Raw genomic sequence first — 3,639 nt, forward strand, 5'->3', positions numbered from 1 at the left:
TCGGAACGGTCGGGATGCTTAGCGTACGTTTTCGAACATTCTCTCACCGGCCCCCAAGTGGAGTAAAAGTTAGCCGCGCAAGTTATTCAGCCAAGCGTTCGATGATCGGACAATCAGGCCGATCATCGCCATGACAGGCTTGGGCGAGCCCGGTAAGCGAGCGGCGCATGGCGTCCAAGACGCGGACCTTGCGGCCCAGTTCGGCAGCGCGGGCTTCCGCCAGCGTCTTCACTTCCGCGCTCGACCGATCGCGATCCGACCACAGCCCCAGCAGCGTGCGGATTTCCTCGATCGGGAACCCCAGGTCGCGCGCGTTGGCGATAAATCGCAGCCGATGAACGTCAGCGTCGGCGTAGTCCCGGTAGTTCCCGCGCCGTGGCGGCGCGGGCACCAAACCAATCTTTTCATAGTGGCGGATCATGCGTTGGGAGACGCCGCTGGCGTCCGACGCCGCTCCGATGTTCACAGCTTTACCGCGTTGAGCCGCAGTGCGTTCAGGACCACGGTGAAGGACGAGAGCGCCATCGCTGCACCGGCCAGCATCGGCGACAGCAGGATACCGGCAACCGGGTAAAGCACGCCGGCCGCAACCGGCACGCCGATTCCGTTGAACAAGAACGAGAAGAACAGGTTTTGGCGGATATTTCGCATCGTCGCGCGAGCGAGCTTGCGGGCGCGCACGATCGCCGAGAGATCGCCGCGCGTGAGCGTCATGCCGGCGCTTTCGATCGCCACGTCTGTTCCCGTTCCCATCGCCAAGCCGACATCCGCGGCGGCGAGCGCCGGGGCGTCGTTGATCCCATCGCCCGCCATTGCGACCCTTGCGCCGCTCGCTTTCAGCTCGCCGATGATACGCGCCTTGTCTTCCGGCAGCAGATCGGCGCGCACGTCATCAAGACCGCCCACGGCGCGCGCGACAGCATCGGCCGTCCCACGATTGTCGCCGGTGAGCATGACGACCCGCAGGCCCTCCTTGCGAAGCGCGGCAATAGCGTCGCGCGCCGATGCGCGCACCGGATCGGCGACTGCGAGCAGACCGGCGAGCGCCCCGTCGATCGCGACGAGGATGATGCCCGCGCCTTCGCCACGGTGACGATCGGCCGCGGCGTCGACCGGCTTGAGATCAGCGCCGATCCGGCTCATTTGCACCGCATTGCCAATCACGACCGAGCGGCCGCCCACCGTGGCGCTGACACCCAGCCCGGTTTGCGAGGCAAAGTCCGCGACTGTGCCGAGCTGCAATCCTCGTTCTTTGGCGGCAACGACGATTGCGTGCGCGAGCGGATGTTCGGATTGGCCTTCGACGGCCGCGGCAAGCGCGAGCATGTCGTTCTCTCCGACCGCGCTGACCGTCTCGACCGCGATCAGCTTGGGCTTGCCTTCCGTGAGCGTACCCGTCTTGTCGATGACAAGGGTATCGACCTTTTCCAGCCCCTGTAAGGCTTCCGCGTTCTTCACCAGCACGCCGGCCTGAGCGCCGCGTCCCGTGCCGACCATGATCGACATGGGCGTGGCGAGCCCGAGCGCGCACGGGCAGGCGATCACCAGCACTGCGATGGCGTTAAGCAGGGCATGGCCCATGCGCGGCTCAGGGCCGACCAGCGACCAAGTGATGAAGGTCGCAATCGAGATCAGCACGACGAGCGGCACGAACCATCCTGAAACCCGATCGGCGACCGCCTGTATCGGGGCGCGGCTTCGCTGCGCTTCCGCGACCATGCGGACGATACGCGCGAGCATCGTGTCCGAACCAACCGCGCGGGCTTCCATCACCAGGCTGCCCGTCCCGTTGACGGTGCCCCCGGTAACGATCGCCTCGACTTCCTTGAGGACCGGCGCGGGTTCGCCGGTGAGCATGGCTTCGTCGACCGACGAACGACCCTCGACCACGACGCCATCGACCGGGATGGCTTCACCGGGGCGGACCCGCAGCCGGTCACCGGTTGCCACGTCGGCAAGCCCGACTTCTTCTTCAGAACCGTCAGGCTGCAAGCGTCGCGCCGTCTTGGGGGCGAGATCCATGAGAGCGCGGATCGCGCGCCCTGTCGCCGCCCTAGCGCGCAGTTCGAGCACTTGCCCGAGCAGCACCAGTGTCACCACGACGCCGGCCGCCTCGTAATAGACGGGAACCATGCTCCCATGCGTGCGGAAGGTCGCTGGGAAGATGCCCGGCGCGAGCGTCGCGACCACGCTATAGAGGAAGGCGGCACCTACGCCGATCGCGATCAGTGTGAACATATTGAGATGGCGGGTACGAAGCGATGTCCACCCCCGCTCGAAAAACGGCCAGCCCGCCCACAGCACGATCGGCGCGGTGAGTGCGAGCTGGACCCAAGGCGAGGCCGCAGGGCTAACCACATGCAGGCCTAACATTTCCGCGAACATCGAGACGACGAGCAGCGGGATCGTGAGCGCGCCCGCCACCCACAGTCGGCGCGTGAAGTCGACCAGCTCAGGGTTGGGAGTATCGTCGAGCGACGGTTCTTCGGGTTCGAGCGCCATGCCGCAGATTGGGCAAGTTCCCGGCCCTTCCTGGCGAATTTGCGGGTGCATCGGGCACGTCCACATCGCCCCCGGCGTCGCCATCGGCTCCGGTTTCGGCTTATCGCTCAGATAGGCGTCAGGATTGGCGACAAACTTGCTCCGGCACCCTGCGCTACAGAAATGATAGGCATGACCAGCGTGCTCGGCATGGTGTGTCGTTTTTGCGGGATCGACCGTCATGCCGCACACCGCGTCGATCACTGCTGCTGCGGCATCGTTGTCCTTACTGCCCGAGCAGCAGCCGCCCGCTTCGGTGTGATGATGTTCGTGCTCGATCTTTGCGGGAGCGGCCGAGCCGCCCCCGCAACAGGATGAGGGCGTGGAGACCGATTCAGGCGCAGGCTTCGAACAGCCGCAACGCCCGGCTTGGGAATGGTAATGAGGGTCGTTCATGGCAAGACTCCTTCGACCCGAGAGCATGTAGGGTATGACACCGTGTTAGGGTCAAGGCCCTGTCGGCACCGCTGGCGTGTATGTTGAATCTACGCGCGGGAGCGGCGTTGCCCTCATATTGCGGGGGCCAGCTCTACACCCTCGACGCCATAAGGGCCGCAGCTTAGGTCTATTACTAGCTCGCCAAACGCGGGCCGGGGGCAATCGGGGACATATGGCAGCGCAGATCGACAGTCTTTCTACTGGCACCGACCATGACGGCCTGGTGCGCCGCTTAATTGCCCGCTGGCGTGACGATCAGGGCGCGACCTATCGGAGCTGGTTTCTTTGGGACGAGCGGTTGAAGAACTTCCGATCAATCCGGCGCGGCATCACCCAGGTTGTCGGCGAGATCGAGCGCGGCACGTTCGGCGTCGCCTACCGCGGATCGTCGCTCGAAACCGTCGTCCATTCCGTCGCCGAGCAGCGGCAAATCTTCAAGGGCGCGGACCATGCGTTCCTCTGGAAGCCGAAGCTCCGCATCCCCGACATTTACGAGAGCCCCGACAATCAGCGCGCGTTCGGCCGCTTGCTCGACGCCTGTTCCTGTTGCGACACGGCCGAGGAGATCATCAGCCATATCCACGCGATCGACCGTTTGAAGATCAAGGGGTGACTACACGAAAGTGACGTATCTGCACGGAAAGGGCGAACGGATAGCGA

Annotated in this window: 2 protein-coding genes and 1 pseudogene; 1 reads left to right on the forward strand and 2 read right to left on the reverse strand. The window is 64.7% G+C overall.

The window, feature by feature from the left end:
* Positions 1–82: 82 nt before the first annotated feature.
* Together cueR and AX672_RS18035 are read right to left on the reverse strand one after the other, a co-directional pair.
* Entirely contained in the window at positions 83–466 is a 384-nt protein-coding gene (gene cueR / locus AX672_RS18030; RefSeq protein WP_017980795.1) for a Cu(I)-responsive transcriptional regulator, read from the reverse strand.
* Positions 463–2,820: a heavy metal translocating P-type ATPase gene (locus AX672_RS18035; protein ID WP_371262954.1), complete on the reverse strand. Its 2,358-nt coding sequence runs from the start codon at positions 2,818–2,820 to the stop codon at positions 463–465. The genes cueR and AX672_RS18035 overlap by 4 nt, the downstream gene beginning before the upstream one ends.
* Before the next feature lie 331 nt (positions 2,821–3,151).
* On the opposite strand from AX672_RS18035, the pseudogene AX672_RS18040 reads away from it, so the two are divergent.
* Positions 3,152–3,589 (forward strand): annotated as a pseudogene (locus AX672_RS18040) (type II restriction endonuclease); the annotation flags it as partial.
* Between the last annotated feature and the right edge of the window lie 50 nt (positions 3,590–3,639).

The sequence above is a fragment of the Sphingomonas sp. CCH10-B3 genome, assembly GCF_001556185.1.
Classification (GTDB): domain Bacteria; phylum Pseudomonadota; class Alphaproteobacteria; order Sphingomonadales; family Sphingomonadaceae; genus Sphingomonas; species Sphingomonas aquatica.